The sequence below is a fragment of the Streptomyces sp. NPDC003635 genome (assembly GCF_053587635.1).
In genome coordinates this window covers 43,919-63,221 of record NZ_JBSFOK010000043.1, presented here as the reverse complement: position 1 = coordinate 63,221, position 19,303 = coordinate 43,919, and the positions used below count along the sequence as shown (strand labels likewise).

Sequence of the window (19,303 nt, the reverse complement as noted above, 5' to 3'; positions counted from 1 at the left end):
TAGGAACACCCCCATGACCACACTCGGCGCCGTCTTCCGTCCCCAGCTCCCCCCAGAAGACCTCCGTTCCCTCGCCCGCCTCGCCGACGACTCCGGGCTCGAGGAGCTCTGGTTGTGGGAGGACTGTTTCAGGGAGGGTGGGGTGTCCGCGGCGGCCGCCGCTCTGGCCTGGACCGAAAGGGTTCGGGTGGGGATCGGGTTGTTGCCCGTGCCGCTGCGGAACGTCGCCGTAGCCGCCATGGAGGTCGCCACGATCGAGCGGATGTTTCCGGGCCGGGGTCTCTTCGCCGTCGGGCACGGGGTTCAGGACTGGATGGGGCAGGTGGGGGCCCGGGTGGAGTCCCCGGTGACCCTCCTGCGGGAGCATCTGGTCGCTCTGCGCGGGCTGTTGCGCGGGGAGCGGCTGAGCGTCGAGGGGCGGTACGTCCGGCTCGACGGGGTCGCGCTCGACTGGGTTCCCGAGCGGGCCGTTCCGGTCATCGCGGGGGTCACCGGGCCACGTTCGCTGCGGCTCTCCGGTGAGGTCGCCGACGGGACCCTGCTCACCGCCTCCACTTCTCCGGACGGCGTACGGCGGGCTCGGCAGCTCGTCGAGGAGGGAATGCGGGCGGGTGACAGAAGCGGACCGCATCCTGTCGTCGTCTACCTTCTCGCCGCCACCGGCGTCGGCGCTCAGGACAGGCTGCGGCGCGAGCTTGCCGCGGAAGGGCTCGAATCCGTGCCCGAGGTCGGGGTCGCCGGGGACGCCGGTGACGTCGCCAAGGCCGTGCAGCGGCTCGCGGACGCCGGCGCCGACACCGTCGTACTGCAGCCGACGGGGGACGAGCCCGACCCCGAGGGGTTCGTGCGGTTCGCCGCCGAACAGGTGCGGCCGCTGGTGCCCTGAGGGCGTTGTCAGTGGCGGGTGCCATGCTCGCGGGCATGAGCGACGACACCGTAGAGCTGCGCGATGTGCTGGAAGCCGATCTCGAGACGTTTCTGGCCTACGAGCATGATCCCGAGGCCGTACGGCGGTCCAGGTTCGCGCCCCGGCCCCGGGACCGGTTCATCCGGCACTGGAAGGAGCGCGTTCTCGGCGACCCGGACTGCCTGGTGCAGACCGTCACCGTGGACGGTGAAGTCGCCGGGAACCTCTGCTCCTGGTGGGACGGCGACCGGCGGTTCGTCGGCTACTGGCTCGGGCGGAACCATTGGGGGCGCGGCGTCGGAAGCCGTGCCCTCGCGCTGTTCCTCCGGCACGAGACGGTTCGGCCCCTCTACGCCGACCCCTTCAAGGACAACACCGCCTCCGTCCGGCTCCTGGAGAAGCACGGCTTCCGGCGGACCGGCACCCTCACCCACGGCGAGGACGAGCACATCCTGCTGGTGCTCGAAGCGAAGGCGGGCACCACGGGGTCATGACGCGGGCGGGCCGTCCCCCGTCGCCCCGTCGATCAGCTCCCGCACGATGTCCATGTGCCCCGCGTGCCGTGCCGTCTCCTCGATCATGTGGACCAGGACCCACCGCAGGGAGACCTCGTGGGCCCGCCAGTCCGGGCGGCCGAGGTCGTCCAAGGAGTGTTCGCGGATCGTCCGGTCCGCCGCGGCGCGGGCACGGCCGTAGAAGTCGATGATCTGCTGGGTCGTCTCGCCCTGGTCCGCGCGCATGTCCTCGTCGCTGTACGGGTCGAACCACAGCGGCTCGGCCTCGGCGCCGAAGGTCGAGACGAACCAGCCGTACTCCACCGAGCCGAGATGCTTCACCAGGCCCAGCAGGCTGGTGCCCGAGGGGGTGAGGGGGCGGCGCAGCTGTTCGTCGTCCAGGCCCTCCAGCTTCCACAGCACCGCGTCCCGCATCCGGTCGAGGCTCGCGTGCAGGGTCTCCTTGTCGTCGGCCGTGTACTGCCCGTCCTCGGCAACACGTTCGGAGTTCGTCACTGGTTCGGAGTTCGTCATAGCGCCGAAAATTAGCAGCGACCTCTGACAGGCGGCTGCGATCATCGGGGCATGGGCCACCCGCGCGACCACCGCTCCTTCGAAGATCTCCTCGCCGAGGGCGCCGCCGTGCCCACCGAGGGGTGGGACTTCTCCTGGTTCGAGGGGCGGGCCACCGAGGCGCGGCCCAGTTGGGGGTACGCCGTCTCCCTCGCCCGCAGACTGCCGGGCGCCGCGGCCCTCGACATCCAGACCGGGGGAGGGGAGGTGCTGGACTTCGCCCTCGGCAGGGCTGCGCCGGCGCCCCTCCTCACCGTCGCGACGGAAGGCTGGGCACCCAACGTCGCCAAGGCGACCGCCCTCCTGCGCCCCCGCGGCGTCGCGGTCGTCGCCTCTCCCGAAGACGCCCCGCTCCCGTTCGCCGACGGAACCTTCGACCTGGTCAGCAGTCGGCACCCGGTCCGGGCGAACTGGACGGAGATCGCCCGCGTCCTCGCGCCCGGCGGCACCTACTTCGCCCAGCACGTCGGGCCCCACAGCGCCTTCGAACTCGTCGAGTTTTTCCTCGGGCGGCAGCCCGAGGAGGTGCGCAGCGGCCGGGATCCGCAGCGGGAGCGGGCCGATGCCGAGGCCGCCGGACTGGAGATCGTCGATCTGCGCGCCGAGGAACTCCGCATGGAGTTCCACGACATCGCCGCCGTCGTCCACTTCCTGCGCAAGGTGATCTGGATGGTGCCCGGCTTCACGGTGGAGGCCTACGAGCCCCAACTGCGCTCCCTGCATCGGCACATCGAGGAACAGGGCACCTTCGTCACCCACAGCACCCGCCACCTCTTCGAGGCACGCAAGCCCCACGGGTAGACCGAGCCGGCCGAGCGAACCGAGCCGGCCGGACGCGATCGCGAAGCGCATGCGCCCCCTGGGTCGCCTTCCCCCTACGCATGCGGCCCCACCGTCACCTCCCCCCGCACCAACTCCGCCCGCGCCTCCACCACTTCCCCCACCCGTTCCACCCGCTCCGCCAGCTCCCGCTCCTGCCGTGCCGTGAGGTCGGCGAGCGTCTCCACCGTCACTGTCGTACGACGGCCCTGGCGCCGCTGGTGCCAGACCCCGGCCGCCACGCCGTCCACCAGCAGCACCGGGTAGTTCCCGGCCTGCCCCCGCGCCAGCGCCCTGCGGTACGCCTCCCCGGGGAACAGCGACTCCCGGGGTTGGGCGGCGATGACGTACGCGTCGAAGTACGGCAGCAGCCGCACTCCCCGACATCCCCTGGACGGGAACTCCGTGTCGCCCGCCGCCACCCAGCCCGGGGCACCATCGAGGACGACCTCCTCGATGGTGCCCTCTGCGGCCAGCTCACCGAAGAGCCGATCCGCCCAACCACCGGGCGCCGCGAGCCACTTGGCGAAGTAGGCGGAGGTGGAGGGGCCGTATGCGCGCAGGTAGCGTCGTACGAGTTCGGCCAGGGCGGTGGAGGGCGGCAGGGGAGTGAAGTGCGGTGGGCGGGTGTACGTCACCTTGCGGCCCCGGTCGGGGCCGAAGCAGAGCGCGCCCGCCTGGCCCGCCCGGTGCATGACCTGACGCCAGCGCGGCCACAGCCCCTGGAAGGCGGGCATGACCGGGTCGCCGGCCCAGGGGCCGGTGCGCGCCACGACCTCCTCGCTCAGCTCCTCGGCGGTCAGGCACACCCCGTCGAGCGCCTCCGCGATCGCCGCCACGATCTCCCGCTCCTGTTCCTCGGTGACCCGGACGTCGGGGCCGAACCGGTTCGGGCCGGAGGGGACCGCCGTCAGGGCGGCGGACCACAGGGGGAGTTCATCGGCGGGGAGCAGATGGACCGTGCCGCGCGGGCCGTGGGTCCTCACCAGGGAGTGATCGGTCCGGAGCGCGGTCCGTACGTCCGCCCGGGTCAGGCCGGTGGACCGGACGCCGATCGACAGCTCGGCCGCGGAGAGCACCTGCGCGTGGGCGCCGAGCATCGCGGAGACGATGCCGGGGACCGATGCGCCCTCCGCCGCCGGATTGGCCAGGAACTGCCGTGCGAGCCGTCGTGCGCTCGCCTCTTGCCAGGAGATCGTCACCGTCATGGGGGGACGGTAGGGCGGAGGTAGGTCGGGTTGTGTCCTCTTGGGACGGTCGGGGCGGCGGACGCACTCCCGATAGGGAGCAAATAGGGCAAAGAGTGCATAGGTGGTGGGTTTTCCTGCACTTCCAAGGATGCGCGGCTTATCCACATTGTTATCGCTTGTCGCTCGCGTCCCACCCATATCTCGCGTAAGTTCAGACCAAGGTAATTCGCGTCAGCAAAGCTGCGCGGGCGGCACCGCGCAGTGGAGGGGGCTGCGCGGTGCCCTGCCCACCTGCGGCGCCCAGGCCGTCGTGGAACCCTGCCCCGACGTCAAGGCGGCGTTCGCTGCACGGGTCACCCGGGGGAGGGATACTCGGACAACTCGCCGAGGCCCTCGCAAGACGCGGCAAACCCGGCCGCTTCCCCTCTTATCCCGCGTCAATCGCCTGGAAATCCGCTGTGTTCCGGCCATGAACGGCCCGTGAAACCCCCTGCCCGCGCCCATCGCCGCGTCGCTGCCCGGTTTCGGAGAGTAGTTGTGGCGCGCCGATGCGCGCGTCATCCCTTACGAAGGGTTATGGTGGAAACCCCCCCTCGGGCCGGTCCGTCTCCCCCCCCACGGACCGGCCCGTTTTTTCTTTTCCCTCCTGTCAAGGCACCCGGCTAGGGTCCCGTACATGTCATTCGGACCGCCCCAGCCCCAGCCGCCGCGGTACCCGCAGGCCATGCCCGAGTCCGTCCACGCGGCCCGCGCCATCGTCTGGATCACCGTGGCCGTCTCCCTGCCCCACGCCTACGCCGCCGACAGCTCCTACGGCAGCGGATACGTCATAGGCGGCTACCTCATGACCTGGATCCTCGCGATCGTGGCGCTCTGGTACCCGAACGGCCGCGGCGGTGTCCACACGGCCTCGGTGACCCTGGCGGTCCTTCAGGTCCTCTTCGCTCTGTCGGCGCTGGTGAACAACCACCTGCTCCTCGGTGTCATCCCGCTCGCCGCCGCCGTCGCCGTACTCGTCCTGCTCAGGAAGGACGCGGCGGAGGCCTGGTTCGCCCGCCCCCGCACGCCCGCACCCCCGTACTCCTGACCCGCCGCCCCGCAGGGGTAGGCTTCGGCGGCGGGGACCGCCACCGGGCAGGGACCGCCCTCGGCACTCTGGCCGGGGCAGCGGCCGCCCGATCCGTACGGAGGGGCTGACAATCACGTGAACCTGCGCGACAAGCTGCGCGGCCTGCTCGTCAGGCTGTACGCGCGCCGGGTGGAAGGTCACCTGGACCACGCTCAGGTGCCCAAGCACATCGGCGTCATCATGGACGGCAACCGGCGTTGGGCGAAGGCCGCGGGCTCCACCACCGTGCACGGTCACCGGGCCGGCGCCGAGAAGATCGAGGAGTTCCTCGGCTGGTGCTCCGAGACGGATGTCGAGGTCGTCACCCTCTGGCTGCTGTCGACCGACAACTTCGACCGGCCGCAGGACGAACTCGTCCCGCTGCTCGGCATCATCGAGGACGTCGTCCGCTCCCTCGCCGCCGACGGCCGCTGGCGCGTCCACCACGTGGGCACCCGTGATCTGCTCCCGCAGCAGATGCAGACCGCCCTCAAGGAAGCCGAGCAGACCACCGCGCACGTCGACGGGATAACGGTCAACGTCGCGATCGGCTACGGCGGACGCCAGGAGATCGCCGACGCGGTGCGCTCGATGCTGCTCGACGCGCGGGACAAGGGCGCGTCGCTGGAGCAGCTCGCGGACACCGTCGACGTCGAGATGATCGGCCGCCACCTCTACACCGGCGACCAGCCCGACCCCGATCTGGTCATCCGCACCAGCGGCGAACAGCGGTTGTCCGGATTCATGCTGTGGCAGACGGCCCACTCGGAGTACTACTTCTGTGAGGTCTTCTGGCCGGCCTTCCGCAAGGTCGACTTCCTGCGCGCCATGCGCGACTACGCGGCCCGTCACCGCCGTTACGGCGGCTGAGCCTCAGGTCACCGGGGCCGACCCCGCTTGGGGCGGGTGTCACGAGGAGTTCACCAGCGCGCCGTCATATGCCGTGGCATGGCAGCGCTTGTTCGAGGGCATAAGCCAAGCAGGTCGACACCCGAACCACGGGTGTCGGATCTCAGCGGACGGCACGGGGCCGTCCGCCCGGGAGGCCCTTTGCACCAGCCCGATCGTGCGCGCACCGCACGGACGAAGCAGCGGAGGGCCGGTTCTCGGCCCGTGCATCGCGGCCGTCGACCGGTCCAGCTCCTCTCCGTCGCTCCCCGACCTCTTCCGAGGGGGTACGTCCTTCCGTGGTGACCAGCACAAAGCGCCACAAGCCCGACCGGCGCACCTACGTTCTCGACACCAGCGTCCTGCTGGCCGACCCGAACGCCCTGAACCGCTTCGACGAGCACGAGGTCGTGCTCCCCATCGTCGTGGTCACGGAGCTGGAGGCCAAGCGGCACCATCCCGAACTCGGCTACTTCGCCCGGCAGGCACTGCGCCTGCTGGACGACTTCCGCGTCCGGTACGGCCGCCTCGATGCCCCCATTCCGATCGGGGAACTCGGCGGCACCATCCGTGTCGAGCTCAACCACTCGGACCCCAGCGTTCTGCCGACCGGCTACCGCCTGGGGGACAACGACTCCCGCATCCTCGCGGTCGCCCGCAATCTGCAGGCCGAGGGGTTCGACGTCACCGTGGTGTCGAAGGACCTCCCGCTCAGGATCAAGGCCTCGTCCGTCGGGCTCCTCGCCGAGGAGTACCGCGCCGAACTCGCCATCACGGACTCCTCCGGCTGGACCGGAATGTCCGAACTGACGCTGCCCGGCGAGCAGGTGGACATCCTCTTCGAGGAAGGGCACGTCTATGTGCCCGAGGCGGCGGACCTGCCGGTGCACACCGGGCTCACCATCCAGTCCGAGCGCGGCAAGGCGCTCGGCCGGGTGACGGCCGAGGGCAACATCCGTCTCGTGCGCGGCGACCGGGAGGCCTTCGGCATCAAGGGCCGCAGCGCCGAGCAGCGCATCGCGCTCGATCTACTGCTCGACCCGGACATCGGGATCGTCTCGATGGGCGGCAGGGCCGGCACCGGAAAGTCGGCGCTGGCGCTGTGCGCGGGTCTGGAGGCGGTCCTCGAGCGCCGTCAGCACCAGAAGGTGATGGTCTTCCGGCCGCTGTACGCGGTGGGCGGGCAGGAACTCGGCTATCTGCCGGGCACCGAGGCCGAGAAGATGAGCCCCTGGGCACAGGCGGTCTTCGACACGCTGTCCGCGGTCACCAGCCGTGAGGTCATCGAGGAGGTCACCGCGCGCGGCATGCTGGAGGTGCTGCCGCTCACGCACATCCGCGGTCGCTCGCTGCACGACGCGTTCGTGATCGTCGACGAGGCGCAGTCGCTGGAACGGAACGTCCTGCTGACCGTTCTGTCCCGAATCGGCGCGAATTCAAGGGTCGTTCTGACCCATGACGTGGCACAGCGGGACAATCTGCGCGTAGGGCGCTACGACGGTGTCGTCGCCGTCGTGGAGAAGCTGAAGGGGCACCCGCTCTTCGCGCATGTCACGCTGACGCGGTCCGAGAGGTCCCAGATTGCGGCCCTTGTGACCGAAATGCTGGAGGACGGCCAAGTCTGAGGTCATAGCGGCCAGTTGGCGCCGTCCGGAAGGGCCAAGAGCCTAGCCGGGCGGCGCTTTCGCGTGCTGCCGTTTCTCGGAACTCCCTGGGCCAAACGGGATGTGAGCTTTCACACGCAACACAGAATTGCCTTGCGGCGTCCGGGTACGGCAGAGTCTCACTCCTGTCAGGCCCCGCATACGACACACCTGTACCCCCAGCGGTACGGCACCACTTGAGAAGCACCGCTAACTCCATAGCGTCGTCGTATGCCGCCCGCGCACCACGCGGCGCTCCCCGCAGGGGAGTTGCCCACCGGGCCCGCGCCTCCCGTGACCCCGTAGTTGGGAGGCCAGTGCCAGGGGCACGATTGCGTCCGCCAGGGTCACCGAAGCGGGCGATGCTGGAAGGAAACCGTGTGAGCCGGATTTCGGTCCGGGGATTCGCAGTGGCCTCGGCCACCGCGGTCACCGCTGTCGGAAGCGTCGTCGGCGTTGCCTCGGGCAGCACCGCGCAGAACAACGACGCCGAAGCGACGGCAGCCGACGCGACGCTCCTCGCGGACATACCCACGGGTCAGCAGGCCCAGGTACAGACCGCGTCCCTGACGCAGCAGGCGAACGTCCAGGCCATCGCCGCGGACGCGAGCGCCAAGAAGACCGCGGAGGAAGCGGCCCGCAAGGCCGCCGCCCAGACCGCGATCGAGAAGAAGGACGCCGCCGAGAAGGCGGCGAAGGCTGCGGAGGAAGCCAAGGAGCGTGAAGAGGCCGAGGCGAAGGCCTCCCGGTCCTCCTCCAGCTTCCCGGTGCAGAGCTCGTACACCATCGCGCAGATCCAGGCCATGGCCCAGCAGATGGTGCCGTCCGGTCAGTACCAGTGCTTCAGCAACATCGTGGACCACGAGTCCAGCTGGAACTACCAGGCGGTCAACCCCTCCTCGGGTGCCTACGGTCTCTTCCAGGCGCTCCCGGCCGGCAAGTACGCGTCCGCGGGCTCCGACTGGCAGACGAACCCGGCCACGCAGATCAAGTGGGGCCTCAACTACATGAACGAGCGCTACGGCAGTCCCTGCGACGCCTGGTCGTTCTGGCAGGCCAACCACTGGTACTAGGCCCCCCGGTACCAGGCCGCGCCTCTCAACCTCGCTCAGCCCCTCACCGTCCTAAGGTGGGGGGCTTTGCCATGTACGGTCGGACGGGACGACTCCGGGGGGAGTGGTGGGGAAAGACGGGGGAAGAGGACGAATCATGTCGCGAGTGCCAGGGTGGCTCGGCCGGGTCGGAGCCGGCCTCACGAGTATGGGGGAGCGGTTGGACCAGCGCCGCGCGGAGGTGGAGCGCGAGAACGCCGACACCGCGCCCGAGTCCGGGCCTGCTCTGCCGCCCGCCGACCAGGTGCCGCCGCGCCCGGAACCCGTGACGGCCGCACCGGCGCGTCCCGATCCCGCGCTGGCCGTGCCGTGGGGAGTGCGGGTCGCCGCCGAGGCGGGCTGGCGGCTGCTGGTGCTGGCCGGCACCGTGTGGGTCCTGATGCGGGTCATCAGCGCCGTACAACTGGTGGTGCTGGCCTTCGTGGCCGCGTTGTTGATGACGGCGCTGCTCCAGCCCACGGTGGCCCGGCTGCGCCGCTACGGCGTCCCCCAGGGGCTCGCGACCGCGCTGGCCGCGATCCTGGGCTTCGTGGTGATGGGCCTGATCGGCTGGTTCGTCACCTGGCAGGTCATGGAGAACATCGACAACCTCTCCGACCAGGTCCAGGACGGCATCGACGAGTTGCGGGACTGGCTGCTCAACAGCCCCTTCCACGTCACCGACAAGCAGATCAACGACATCGCCGAGAACCTCCGCGACGCGATCGGCGCCAACACCGACGAGATCACCTCGGCGGGCCTGGAGGGCGTCACGGTCATCGTCGAGGCGCTGACCGGCATCCTGCTGGCGGCCTTCTCGACGCTGTTCCTGCTCTACGACGGCAGGCGGATCTGGGAGTGGTCGCTGAAGTTGGTGCCGGCGGCGGCGCGGCCGGGTGTGGCCGGGGCCGGTCCGGCGGCGTGGCGGACGCTCACGGCGTATGTGCGCGGCACGGTGATAGTGGCCCTGATCGACGCGATCTTCATCGGCATCGGGATCTACTTCCTGGACGTGCCGATGGCCGTCCCGCTGGCCGTCTTCATCTTCCTGTTCTCCTTCATCCCGCTCGTGGGCGCGGTGGCCTCCGGGGCGTTGGCCGTCGTGGTCGCGCTGGTGACCCAGGGCGTGTTCACGGCGGTCATGACCCTGGTCGTGGTGCTCGCGGTCCAGCAGATCGAGGGCCACATCCTGCAGCCCTTCATCCTCGGCCGCGCGGTCCGCGTCCACCCCCTCGCGGTGGTCCTCTCGGTCGCCGCGGGCGGCCTGGTGGCCGGCATCGGCGGCGCCGTCGTGGCGGTACCGCTGGTGGCGGTGGCGAACACGGTGGTGGGCTACCTGCGCAAGTACGCCCAGGAGCAGGCGAAGCAGCCGGTGCCGGTGCCCGACGCCGTCAACGCCGAGGGCCCCGCCCACCAAGGGTGAACGGGGCCCACGCAAGCACCGGCCGGTCTACTCGGAGAGGACCGCTTCGGTCTCCAGCGTGACGCCGACCGCCTGGATCACCGAGGCGATCTTGAACGCCTCCTGGACGACCTCGCGCTCGACGCCCGCCTTGCGCAGCACCTGCTCGTGCGAGTCGAGGCACATGCCGCAGCCGTTGATGGCGGAGACCGCGAAGGACCACAGCTCGAAGTCGACCTTGTCGACCCCGGGGTTGCCGATGACGTTCATCCGCAGACCCGCGCGCATGGTGCCGTACTCGTGGTCCGACAGCAGGTGCCGCGTGCGGTAGAAGACGTTGTTCATCGCCATGATCGCGGCGGCCGACTTGGCGGCGTTGTACGCCTCCGGCGTCAGGTTCGCCTTCGCCTCCGGCTCCAGCTCACGCAGCACGATCGGGGAGCGCGAGGCGATGGCGGTCGCCAGCACGGTGCCCCACAGCTGCTGCGCCGGGAGGTCGGAGTTGCCGATGACCGAACCCAGGTTGAGCTTCAGGTCCTTGGCGTAGTCCGGGACGGCGGACTTCAGGGAGTCGAGGGACATCCGTCACTCACCGGCCAGCAGCTTGACCGGGTCCAGGGTGTCCTCGCCCTTGCTCCAGTTGCACGGGCAGAGCTCGTCCGTCTGGAGCGCGTCGAGAACCCGCAGGACCTCCTTGGGGTTACGGCCGACGGAGCCGGCGGTGACCATCGTGAACTGGATCTCGCGGTTCGGGTCCACGATGAAGACGGCGCGCTGCGCGAAGCCGTCCTCGCCCTCGATGCCGAGGTCGCGCATCAGCTCGTGCTTGGAGTCGGCCAGCATCGGGAAGGGCAGGTCGGTCAGGTCCGGGTGGTCCTTGCGCCAGGCGTGGTGGACGAACTCGGAGTCACCGGAGAAGCCGAGGATCTGGGCGTCGCGGTCGGCGAACTCCTCGTTCAGCTTGCCGAACGCGGCGATCTCGGTCGGGCAGACGAAGGTGAAGTCCTTGGGCCATGCGAAGACCACCAGCCACTTGCCCTCGTAGGACTTGTGGTGGATCTGCTCGAACTCCTTGCCCTTCTCCAGCGAGACACAGGCGGTCAGTTCGAACTCGGGGAACTTGTCACCAACAGTGAGCACACGCTCTCCTTGCAGCGAGGAAGTGTCCGGATCACGGACGCTTCCCATGGGTTGGACGTGCCCGATGCTGGCACACCGTGCATTGATTAGAGAAATCGCTACACTCGGTCATGTTGATCGGAGGCGATTATCAGTGACCGTGAGTAATACGGGTGCCAAGCGGCGGCTGCCCAGCCTGGCCCAACTGCGGGCCTTCGCCGCGGTGGCGGAACATCTGCACTTCCGGGACGCGGCCGCCGCCATCGGCATGAGCCAGCCCGCCCTGTCCGGCGCCGTGGCCGCGCTGGAGGAGACCCTGGGCGTCACCCTCCTGGAGCGTACGACCCGCAAGGTGCTCCTCTCCCCGGCCGGCGAACGGCTCGCCCTGCGCGCCAAGGCCGTACTGGACGAGGTGGGCGCCCTGTTGGAGGAGGCGGAGGCGGTACGGGCGCCCTTCACCGGAGTGCTCCGGCTCGGCGTCATCCCGACCGTGGCGCCGTACCTGCTGCCCACCGTCCTGCGGCTGGCCCACGACCGCTACCCGGACCTCGATCTGCAGGTGCACGAGGAGCAGACCGCCTCCCTCGTCGACGGACTTCACACCGGCCGACTCGACCTGCTGCTGCTGGCCGTCCCGCTCGGGGTTCCCGGGGTGGTCGAACTCCCGCTCTTCGACGAGGACTTCGTGCTGGTCACCCCGTTGGACCACGAGCTCGGCGGCCGGGAGGGGATCGCACGCGAGGCGCTGAAGGAGCTCAACCTGCTGCTCCTGGACGAGGGGCACTGTCTGCGCGACCAGGCTCTCGACATCTGTCGGGAGGCGGGCCGCGAGGACGCCCCGGTGACCACGACGGCCGCCGGGCTGTCCACCCTGGTCCAGCTCGTCGCCGGTGGCCTGGGCGTCACACTATTGCCGCGGACCGCCGTCAGGGTCGAGACGACCCGCAGCAACCAGCTGATGACCGGCTGCTTCTCCGACCCGGCCCCCACCCGCCGGATCGCCCTCGCCATGCGCAGCGGCGCGGCCCGCGGCGCGGAGTACCAGGAACTGGCCACCGCCCTGCGGGACGCGCTGCGCCCGCTGCCGGTACGGGTGGTGGACGGCGACGACTGACGGCGAGCCGCCCGCCCAGTCGGTCAAATCGGCGCCCAAGTCAGCGCTTTGAACCGCTGGGCACGTCAACTTCCGTCAACTAGCGGCAGGTCGGAAACTCGCGGTCGGTAGTCACCGCGTGACTGATAGGAATTCCCCCCTCAGCGCTACGCGTCAGGCGTATGTGCGAGAGGCCTGGGGGAGTGATGTCGGGCTACCACCACCTGGCGCCGGCCCTGGCCGCGTGCGGGCGCGACGGCTGCACGGGGGCGCTGCGCGTCGCCGGAACACCGGGCGGCACCGTCCACTTCAGAGCCGGACTCGTCGTCGCCGCCGAGTCGGCCGGAGCGCCCGGCCCCGAGGCGCTGCTGCTGCGCTCCGGCCGGGTCAGCGCCGAGCAGTGGGCCGCGCTGGTACGGGAGTCCGGGGGCGCGCACTGGCCCGCGGCCGGGCTGGTCGCTCGGGGCTACGCGGGCGACGCCCAGTTGCGGGTGGTCTGCGTGATGGCGCTGTACGACGCCGTGTTCGCCATCGCGGCCGGCACCGTGGACCACTGCCGGCCCGTGCTCGGCGCCGAGCCGGTCGCGCCGCTCGCGGTCGGCGAACCGCCGGCCCGGCTGCTCCAGGACACCTCCCGCAGGATCGCCGCCCTCGACGCGCTGCCCCACCCGGTGCACCCCGACCGCGAACGCCCGCTTCCCGCACCGGAGGCGGACGGCCCCCTCACCCCCCTCCGGCACGATCTGCTCACCCACGCCGACGGCCGCAGCACCGCCCGGGACCTCGCCTTCCGCACCGGGCGCGGTGTCTACACCGTCACCGTCGAGGTCGCCCGGATGCTCGCCGACGGTCTCCTGGAGCTGCCCCCGCAACCCCGGCCGGTCCGCATCCGCACCCCTCCCGAAGGCCTTCGGCGCAGAGTGCCCGCGCTCCCGGAGCCGCCCCCCGGACCACCCCCCGCACCGGACGCCCTGCCCCGCCGTGAACCCGGCGCCAGCGGCATCGCCGAAGCGCTCGCCCCGGAACGGACCGCGGCGAGCTGGAAATGGCTCTTCCGCCTGAGGAACGGACCCGCCGAATGAGCCGGACGACCCCATGAGAAAAGCAAGAGGAGCGTTGACGACATGGACCACGAAGCGCTGGCACGCGAGATGCGCGGTCTGCGTGAACAGGTGACCGGCATCACCGACACGGCGGTCGCCGCGTCGGACGGGCTGCTCATCGCCGCCGACACCGCCGACTCCATCGACGCGGAGTGCCTCGCCGCCCTCGCCGCGGCCGGCCTCGGCCTCGCCCGGCGCACCGCCCAGGCCGCCGAACGGGGCGCCCTGCGCCGGACGGTGACCTACGGCAGTGCTGGCTGCGCGGCCTTCTACGCCGTCGGCGACACCGCGCTGATGGTCGTCGTCGGCGACGAAGGCATGGACCTGGACCGACTGCACCAGGCGACCCAGCCGGCCCTGCGCCGGATCGACTCGATCCTCACGAGCAGCGAGAAAGCGACGGAAGGTGTCTGAGCACATGGCCACCAAACGGATGACCACCGGCTTCTCCGACCAGGTGATGGGCCTGGTCAAAGCCCTGCGGACGGACGCCCCGGACTGTGTGGCCTCGGGCGTGGTCGACATGGGCACCGGCATGCTGCTGTCCTACGAGACGGTCGACAACCATCCGCCGGAGGTGCTGGACCTGCTGGCGGGCGCCACCCTCGATCTCTTCCAGGGCCGTACGGTCGTGATGATCGAGGACGTCTTCAAGGAGCGCAGGGGCGTCGAGACCGACCAGCACTTCTTCCAGGAGATCCTCGTCAACAGCGAGAACCTCACCCATCTGTTCGTGCGGATGAGCGAGCAGCAGGATGTCGTCGCCGTGGTCGTCTGCCGGAAGTCGGTGAATGTGGGCATGCTGTTCGCCCAGGTCAGGCGGGTGGTGCGGGAGTACGGGCTGTGAGCTGGACGGGCCCCTCCCCGGCGGATCGGGGGAGGGGCCCGCGGTCACTCGGTCCGTAGACCGTCCGGCCGCATCAGCCTCAGCAGCGGAGGCAGGCTCAGCAGGGTCACCGCGAGGACGACCCCGGCCGCGGCGCCGGTCATGGACAGCAGGCTGCCCCAGTCCACCCGGACCGGCGTCGCCGTCATCCGCAGCAGGACCGCGCCGAGCGTCAGACCCACCGTCGAGGCCAGCGCCAGGCCCAGCGTGATCGGGATCGCCGTCTGCCACAGCACCGACAGGCTCAGCGTGCGCCGCCGGGTGCCGAAGGCGACCAGCGCCGACAGCAGCTTCTTGCGCTCGCGCAACTGCTCCAGCTGCGACACCAGCAGGCTCGCCCCGATCAGCACCAGCACACACACCGCGCCGACGAACAAACCGGTGCGGATGGAGGCGTAGCGGTTGGACCGCTCGGAGGCCGACCAGTCGTTGGAGCGCACCAGCGGGCCCAGCGCCGCCGCCGTGTTGCGGACGTACTCGCGGGCGTCACGCACCGACGGATCGAGCCCGATGTACGCCCGCCCGACCATGCCCGCCAGCGCGCCCTCGGGCAGCGCCTCGGGGGTGATCAGGAAGCCGCCCCGCTCCATCCCGCTCAGATCCGTGCGCGACTCGACCGTGCGGATCCCCGCCGGCACCTTCCAGGCGACCTCCTTGCCCGGAACGGAGCCCGCGTAGGTCGGGTCCAGGTACAGCTTCCGGCCGGGGACCGCCAGTCCCTCGGTGTCGGTGTCGTACTCCGCGCCGTGCACGGCGAACACGTCACCGTCGCGGCAGGAGCCCAGGTCGGCCACCTCGCGCAGCGCCGCGCAGTCGCCGACGGTCAGCGCGGAGGTGCGCTCGGGGTCGACGCGTTTGTCGCCCAGGTAGCCCTCGGAGTGGGCGACGACCTGACGCACGCCCTCGGTCGCGCGCAACTTCCGTGCCGCGTGGTCGAGTTCCACGCCACCGGCCACGTTCACCTGCATCTGCGCCTGGGTGAGGTCGTAGTCGGTGTCCTTGGTGTACTCGCTCTCCACCCCGGAGAACAGCATCTGCAGCGCGATGGCACCGGCGACGGCCACGGCGACGCCGTTGACCAGCCGCGCGGCCGTACCGCTGCTCAACTGCAGCCTTCGTACGGCCAGTTGCCAGGCCACGCCACCGCCGCCGAGCCGGGCCACGACCGTCTCCACCACCCAGGGCAGCAGCGCGGTCACGCCGACCAGCAGGAACAGCACACCGCCGATGACGAGGTACTGGTTGAAGTCGCCCTCGTCGTTGCCCTGCCCGATCATCGGGTAGAGCATCGCGAGCCCGCCGAGCGGCAGCAGCAGCCGCCACCACAACCGGCGCCGCGGGGGCTTCGCCGTCCGCACCACGCCCAGCGGCTCGATGACCACCCCGCGCAGCGCGAGCAGTGTCACCAGCACCGCGGCCGCCGGAACCGCCACGGCCACCAGCAGGGCGAGCGCGGGGGAGGGGTTCAGGTCGCTGGGGAACACACTGAACCGGAACACCTCGACGGAGCCCGCGATCTGACGCCCAATCAGGAAGAAGACGGTACCGAAGACCAGACCGAGCAGCGCACCCCCGAGCGCCTCGCCGGCCGCGATACGGCGGGTCATCCGGCCGTCGGAGCCGACCAGCCGCAGTGCCGCGAGCCGTCGGTCGCGCCGTTCGCCGCCGAACCGCACGGCCGCCGCGATGAACACCGCGACCGGCATCAGCAGCGCCACGAAGACGACGAGGATCAGCAGCACCAGCACCGGGTCGGTCTTCTCGCGGTACGGGTTGGGGTCGCCGTACTGCGAGATTCGGGTGACCTCGGCGCCGTCGACGTACCGGGCGAGGCCCTCGCCGCCCTGGTAGAAGGTGAGATCGGCCGAGCCGATCAGCCCGCTCTCGCCGATGGTGCCCACGATCCGGTCCGGCAGCCGCTCGCGCAGCAGCCCGCCGTCACCGGACTCCAGCAGCCGCTTCAGCGCGGGCGAGACCACCATCTCGCCCACCGCGGGGAACTTCTCCACCCCGGGCGGCAGCGGTGCCCGCGGCCCCTCGGGCTCCAGCGTCCGCCCGTGCACGTCCGTGCCGCGGAACGCCGTGCTCGCGTCGGCGACGAGCAGGGTGTCGTCGCCCTTGGGCGGTGCCTCGGAGCTGTAGGTGATGTCCGTGCGCGCGTTCCCCCGGTCGTCCCGGGCCGCCAGCGCGTTCGGGATCGCCGTCGTCAGCAGCAGCAACGCCACCCCGAGCCCGACCCCGACGGCCGTCAGCAGGGCCCGGGTCCAGCCCTCCCGCCCGCCCGCGAAGGCGAACCGGAAACCCAGGGCGAGGTCCCTCCCCCACTGGTTCATACGATCCGCTCCATGTCCCGGGACCGTCCGTCCCGTACGACGATCTCGCGGTCGGAGTAGGCCGCCACCCGCGCCTCGTGCGTGACCAGCACGACGGCCGCGTTGGTGGACCGGGCGGCCTCCGTGAGCAGCTCCATCACCCGCTCGCCGTTGAGGGAGTCCAGCGCGCCGGTCGGCTCGTCGGCGAAGAGCACCCGGGGGCTGGTGACCAGCGCCCGGGCGACGGCGACCCGCTGCCCCTGACCGCCGGAGACCTCGCCGGGCCGCTTCTTGCCGAGGTCGTCGACCTCGAGCCGTTCCATCCAGGACAGCGCGGTCCGCTCGGCCTCCTTGCGGGAGGTGCCGTTCAGCCGCAGCGGCAGCGCCACGTTCTCCACGCAGGTCAGCTCGGGCACCAACTGGCCGAACTGGAAGACGAACCCGAACTCCGAGCGGCGCAGGGCGCTGCGCTCGGCGTCGTTCATGGTGGCGAGCTCCCGGCCCGCGTAGGTGATCGAGCCGGAGTCCGGCGGGACGATCCCGGCGAGGCAGTGCAGCAGCGTCGACTTCCCGGAGCCGGAGGGCCCCATCACGGCGACGACCTCCCCGGGATGCACGGAGAACTCGGCGCCGTCGAGCGCGACGGTCGGACCGTAGGCCTTGCGCAGCTCCTCGGCCGCGAGCAGGGCACCGGGCGGCGGCGTCACTTGACCACCACCTCCGCCAGCTTGTCGAGCCGCGCGGCGGTCAGTTCCAGCCAGCGCAGATCGGCTTCCAGATGGAACAGGGCGTGGTCGCAGATCAGCTGGTCGGCGAGATCGCCCTTGCGCTTGCGGTCGGTGAGGATCCGCATCATCCGCAGATGCTCGGCCCGCTGGGTGTCGAGGATGTCGGCCGCGTCCCGCCGGGTGAGCAGCGCGAGGACGACCTTGGTGTACAGCGTCGACTGGAGATACGGCTCCGGCTTCTCGGGCGTCGCCAGCCACTGCTGTACGTCGGTGACGCCGGCGTCGGTGATGGCGTACCGCTTGCGCTCGGGACCGCCGCCGGGCTCGATGCCGTCGACTTCGACGAGCCCGTGCTTCAGCAGGCGGGACATCGTCGAGTAGACCTGGCCGTAGTGCAGCGGCCGGTCGTGACCGAACTTCTCGTCGAAGGCCCGCTTCAGGTCGTAGCCGTGACGCGGGCCCGATTCCAGGAGCCCCAGGAGGGTGTGACCGATGGACATGCCGAGGACTCTACACGGGGTGTATACGCCCGGTGTATACGCCGGGTGTGCAGCTCCTGGCGGAGCGTGGGTCGGCCCAGGTGAGGGCCGATTGTCACGGTTCTGCTACTCGGTCCCGGGCGGGTCCACGGGGGGCCTGCCGCGGCGCGGGATGGGACCCGCCTCCCTCGGCAGGCGGCCCGCGTCGGCGAGGGCCTTCCTGAGCAGGAACTCGATCTGCGCGTTGGCCGAGCGCAGCTCGTCCCCGGCCCAGCGGGCGAGGGCCTCGTACACGGCCGGGTCCAGCCGCAGCAGTACCTGCTTGCGCTGCGGCCGGCCCTGAGGAGCTGTCACTGGTAGAGGGTCCCCGTGTTGAGGACCGGCTGCGGCGAGCGGTCCCCGCACAGCACCACCATCAGGTTCGACACCATCGCCGCCTTGCGCTCCTCGTCCAGTTCCACGATGTCCCGCTCGGAGATCCGGGCGAGCGCCGCCTCGACCATGCCGACCGCTCCGTCCACGATCTGCCGCCGGGCCGCGACGACCGCCCCGGCCTGCTGCCGCTGGAGCATCGCCGAGGCGATCTCGGGAGCGTACGCGAGATGCGTGAAGCGCGACTCGATGATCTGCACTCCGGCCGCCTCCACGCGCGCGTGCAGCTCGGTGGCGAGCTTCTCGGTGATCTCCTCGGCGTTGCCGCGCAACGAGAGGCCGTCCTCGTCATGGGCGTCGTAGGGGTACTCGATGGCGATGTGCCGGACCGCCGCCTCGGTCTGGGTGGAGACGAACTCCAGGAAGTCGTCGACCTCGAAGGTGGCCTGCGCGGTGTCCTCGACCTTCCACACGACGACCGCGGCGAGCTCGATCGGGTTGCCGTAGGCGTCGTTGACCTTCAGCACCGCGGTCTCGTGGTTGCGGACCCGGGTCGAGATCTTCGTCCGGGACGTGAGGGGGTTCACCCAGCGCAGTCCGTCCTGCCGGATCGTGCCCCGGTACCGCCCGAAGAGCTGGACCACCCGGGCCTCGCCCGGGGCCACCATGTTCAGCCCGCACATCGCCAGGAAGGCGGCGAGGGCGATCAGGATGCCGCCGATGATCAGCGCGGCCTTGGGGCCGGCCCCGGAGACGGCGGTGGCGCCGACGATGCAGCCGGCGCCGGCGGCGAGTCCCACCAGGCCGAGCAGCAGGGCGAGGCCGCCGCCGATGCTGTGCGCGTTGAACTCCCGCACGCGTGGCGCGGGCATGTCCGGTACGTCCGCGGCGGCGGTGGTGTGGTCGTTCGGCATAGGTGGGCCCCCCGTTTCCGTGTACTAGCTTGTATCTAGCTAAGTGATATCACTTTAGCGCGCGAGGCAACCCTACGCATCTGTCAGCGGTCGGTTCCGTTGGGACGGGTGCTGATTGTCACGTCCGTAAAAGACCGGATCGGCGTCCCTTTGTCACATCTCCCGGTGTTAGCTTTCTGAGC

General features: G+C 70.6%; 21 protein-coding genes. 12 read left to right on the top strand and 9 right to left on the bottom strand.

From position 1 onward, the window contains the following. Window positions 1-13 precede the first annotated feature (13 nt). Window positions 14-886 carry an LLM class flavin-dependent oxidoreductase gene (locus tag ACWDRW_RS31385; RefSeq protein WP_451728940.1) on the top strand — a complete coding sequence of 291 codons (873 nt, stop codon included), beginning with the start codon at window positions 14-16 and terminating at the stop codon, window positions 884-886. A 35-nt stretch (window positions 887-921) separates the two neighbouring features. Further along, entirely contained in the window at window positions 922-1,401 is a 480-nt protein-coding gene (locus ACWDRW_RS31380; RefSeq protein ID WP_451728938.1) for a GNAT family N-acetyltransferase, read from the top strand. Here the strand turns inward: ACWDRW_RS31380 and ACWDRW_RS31375 are convergent. Continuing rightward, window positions 1,396-1,935: a DinB family protein gene (locus tag ACWDRW_RS31375; protein WP_451728935.1), complete on the bottom strand. Its 540-nt coding sequence runs from the start codon at window positions 1,933-1,935 to the stop codon at window positions 1,396-1,398. The two genes, ACWDRW_RS31380 and ACWDRW_RS31375, sit on opposite strands and share 6 nt — an antisense overlap. Before the next feature lie 51 nt (window positions 1,936-1,986). Between ACWDRW_RS31375 and ACWDRW_RS31370 the strand changes: the two genes are divergently transcribed. Beyond that, window positions 1,987-2,775: a class I SAM-dependent methyltransferase gene (locus tag ACWDRW_RS31370; RefSeq protein WP_451728932.1), complete on the top strand. Its 789-nt coding sequence runs from the start codon at window positions 1,987-1,989 to the stop codon at window positions 2,773-2,775. Window positions 2,776-2,849: 74 nt separating this feature from the next. Here ACWDRW_RS31370 and ACWDRW_RS31365 read toward each other — a convergent pair whose 3' ends face one another. Beyond that, window positions 2,850-4,001, bottom strand: coding sequence for a winged helix DNA-binding domain-containing protein (locus ACWDRW_RS31365; RefSeq protein ID WP_451728929.1), 1,152 nt, complete (start codon window positions 3,999-4,001; stop codon window positions 2,850-2,852). A 658-nt stretch (window positions 4,002-4,659) separates the two neighbouring features. Here ACWDRW_RS31365 and ACWDRW_RS31360 point away from each other — a divergent pair. The 5 genes from ACWDRW_RS31360 to ACWDRW_RS31340 all read left to right on the top strand — a co-directional run bounded on the left by ACWDRW_RS31360 (window position 4,660) and on the right by ACWDRW_RS31340 (window position 10,136). Further along, complete coding sequence (locus ACWDRW_RS31360) at window positions 4,660-5,070, top strand: hypothetical protein (protein ID WP_451728926.1); 411 nt, start codon at window positions 4,660-4,662, stop codon at window positions 5,068-5,070. 117 nt (window positions 5,071-5,187) lie between these two features. Further along, window positions 5,188-5,961: an isoprenyl transferase gene (locus tag ACWDRW_RS31355; protein WP_451728923.1), complete on the top strand. Its 774-nt coding sequence runs from the start codon at window positions 5,188-5,190 to the stop codon at window positions 5,959-5,961. Between the two features lie 317 nt (window positions 5,962-6,278). Continuing rightward, window positions 6,279-7,604: a PhoH family protein gene (locus ACWDRW_RS31350; RefSeq protein ID WP_451728920.1), complete on the top strand. Its 1,326-nt coding sequence runs from the start codon at window positions 6,279-6,281 to the stop codon at window positions 7,602-7,604. A gap of 398 nt (window positions 7,605-8,002) precedes the next feature. Then, window positions 8,003-8,695, top strand: a complete 693-nt coding sequence (locus ACWDRW_RS31345) for an aggregation-promoting factor C-terminal-like domain-containing protein (protein WP_451728917.1) — start codon at window positions 8,003-8,005, stop codon at window positions 8,693-8,695. A gap of 136 nt (window positions 8,696-8,831) precedes the next feature. Beyond that, window positions 8,832-10,136 (top strand): AI-2E family transporter, encoded by a 1,305-nt coding sequence (locus tag ACWDRW_RS31340; RefSeq protein ID WP_451728914.1) that lies wholly within the window; start codon window positions 8,832-8,834, stop codon window positions 10,134-10,136. 27 nt (window positions 10,137-10,163) lie between these two features. On the opposite strand, the gene ACWDRW_RS31335 is transcribed toward ACWDRW_RS31340, so the two are convergent. Further along, on the bottom strand, window positions 10,164-10,697 hold the full coding sequence (locus ACWDRW_RS31335) for an alkyl hydroperoxide reductase (RefSeq protein ID WP_451728912.1): 534 nt from the start codon (window positions 10,695-10,697) through the stop codon (window positions 10,164-10,166). Window positions 10,698-10,700: 3 nt separating this feature from the next. After that, complete coding sequence (locus tag ACWDRW_RS31330; protein WP_451728909.1) at window positions 10,701-11,255, bottom strand: peroxiredoxin; 555 nt, start codon at window positions 11,253-11,255, stop codon at window positions 10,701-10,703. Between the two features lie 133 nt (window positions 11,256-11,388). On the opposite strand from ACWDRW_RS31330, the gene ACWDRW_RS31325 reads away from it, so the two are divergent. The 4 genes from ACWDRW_RS31325 to ACWDRW_RS31310 all read left to right on the top strand — a co-directional run bounded on the left by ACWDRW_RS31325 (window position 11,389) and on the right by ACWDRW_RS31310 (window position 14,277). Further along, the gene (locus tag ACWDRW_RS31325; protein ID WP_451728907.1) at window positions 11,389-12,348 is read left to right on the top strand and encodes a LysR substrate-binding domain-containing protein; all 960 of its coding nucleotides are present in this window, start codon (window positions 11,389-11,391) and stop codon (window positions 12,346-12,348) included. Between the two features lie 185 nt (window positions 12,349-12,533). Continuing rightward, entirely contained in the window at window positions 12,534-13,409 is an 876-nt protein-coding gene (locus ACWDRW_RS31320; protein WP_451728904.1) for a MarR family transcriptional regulator, read from the top strand. Window positions 13,410-13,451: 42 nt separating this feature from the next. Beyond that, window positions 13,452-13,844: a roadblock/LC7 domain-containing protein gene (locus ACWDRW_RS31315; protein WP_451728902.1), complete on the top strand. Its 393-nt coding sequence runs from the start codon at window positions 13,452-13,454 to the stop codon at window positions 13,842-13,844. A gap of 4 nt (window positions 13,845-13,848) precedes the next feature. Further along, complete coding sequence (locus ACWDRW_RS31310; RefSeq protein WP_451728900.1) at window positions 13,849-14,277, top strand: hypothetical protein; 429 nt, start codon at window positions 13,849-13,851, stop codon at window positions 14,275-14,277. 44 nt (window positions 14,278-14,321) lie between these two features. Here the strand turns inward: ACWDRW_RS31310 and ACWDRW_RS31305 are convergent, their stop codons facing one another. From ACWDRW_RS31305 to ACWDRW_RS31285, 5 genes are all read right to left on the bottom strand, one after another. Further along, complete coding sequence (locus tag ACWDRW_RS31305) at window positions 14,322-16,649, bottom strand: ABC transporter permease (RefSeq protein WP_451728897.1); 2,328 nt, start codon at window positions 16,647-16,649, stop codon at window positions 14,322-14,324. Continuing rightward, window positions 16,646-17,335, bottom strand: coding sequence for an ABC transporter ATP-binding protein (locus ACWDRW_RS31300; RefSeq protein WP_451728894.1), 690 nt, complete (start codon window positions 17,333-17,335; stop codon window positions 16,646-16,648). Before ACWDRW_RS31300 ends, ACWDRW_RS31305 begins: the two co-directional genes overlap by 4 nt. Beyond that, window positions 17,332-17,856, bottom strand: coding sequence for a PadR family transcriptional regulator (locus ACWDRW_RS31295; RefSeq protein WP_383311861.1), 525 nt, complete (start codon window positions 17,854-17,856; stop codon window positions 17,332-17,334). Before ACWDRW_RS31295 ends, ACWDRW_RS31300 begins: the two co-directional genes overlap by 4 nt. 105 nt (window positions 17,857-17,961) lie before the next feature. Continuing rightward, the gene (locus ACWDRW_RS31290; protein ID WP_451728892.1) at window positions 17,962-18,240 is read right to left on the bottom strand and encodes a hypothetical protein; all 279 of its coding nucleotides are present in this window, start codon (window positions 18,238-18,240) and stop codon (window positions 17,962-17,964) included. Further along, on the bottom strand, window positions 18,186-19,121 hold the full coding sequence (locus ACWDRW_RS31285; protein ID WP_451728890.1) for an SPFH domain-containing protein: 936 nt from the start codon (window positions 19,119-19,121) through the stop codon (window positions 18,186-18,188). The genes ACWDRW_RS31290 and ACWDRW_RS31285 overlap by 55 nt, the downstream gene beginning before the upstream one ends. Window positions 19,122-19,303 lie beyond the last annotated feature (182 nt).